Annotated in this window: 1 protein-coding gene; it reads left to right on the forward strand. The window is 60.4% G+C overall.

Annotation, left to right across the window (positions count from 1 at the left end; all coding sequences use genetic code 11):
* Nucleotides 1–285: hypothetical protein (locus LZP69_RS16240; protein ID WP_234201730.1), on the forward strand; the 285-nt coding region annotated here is incomplete at both ends.

Below are 285 nucleotides of genomic sequence, written 5' to 3' on the forward strand. Positions count from 1 at the left end.
GGACACGGGCCCTTATGTCCCGCGCCTCTTCGACGGGGAAGAAAGGCAGCTCCCTCAGGAGTACGGGGATGTCATCAAGGAGGAAGGCGTTGTTGCCGGTATCCTCATTCCCGAATACTCACCTGGAACCGCAGGGGTCATGCCGTTTGAGCGGGCGGATGAAATCAACGCCTTTCATCCTGAACTGATCCCGATCGCCAACCTGAACCCCAGGCACCGGCCAGACGTGATGTCCCACTTTGAGGAACAGCTCAGCCGGGGGGCTCGGGGGCTCAAGATCCACTC

This window comes from Shewanella sp. AS1 (genome assembly GCF_021412565.1).
Lineage (GTDB): Bacteria > Pseudomonadota > Gammaproteobacteria > Enterobacterales > Shewanellaceae > Shewanella.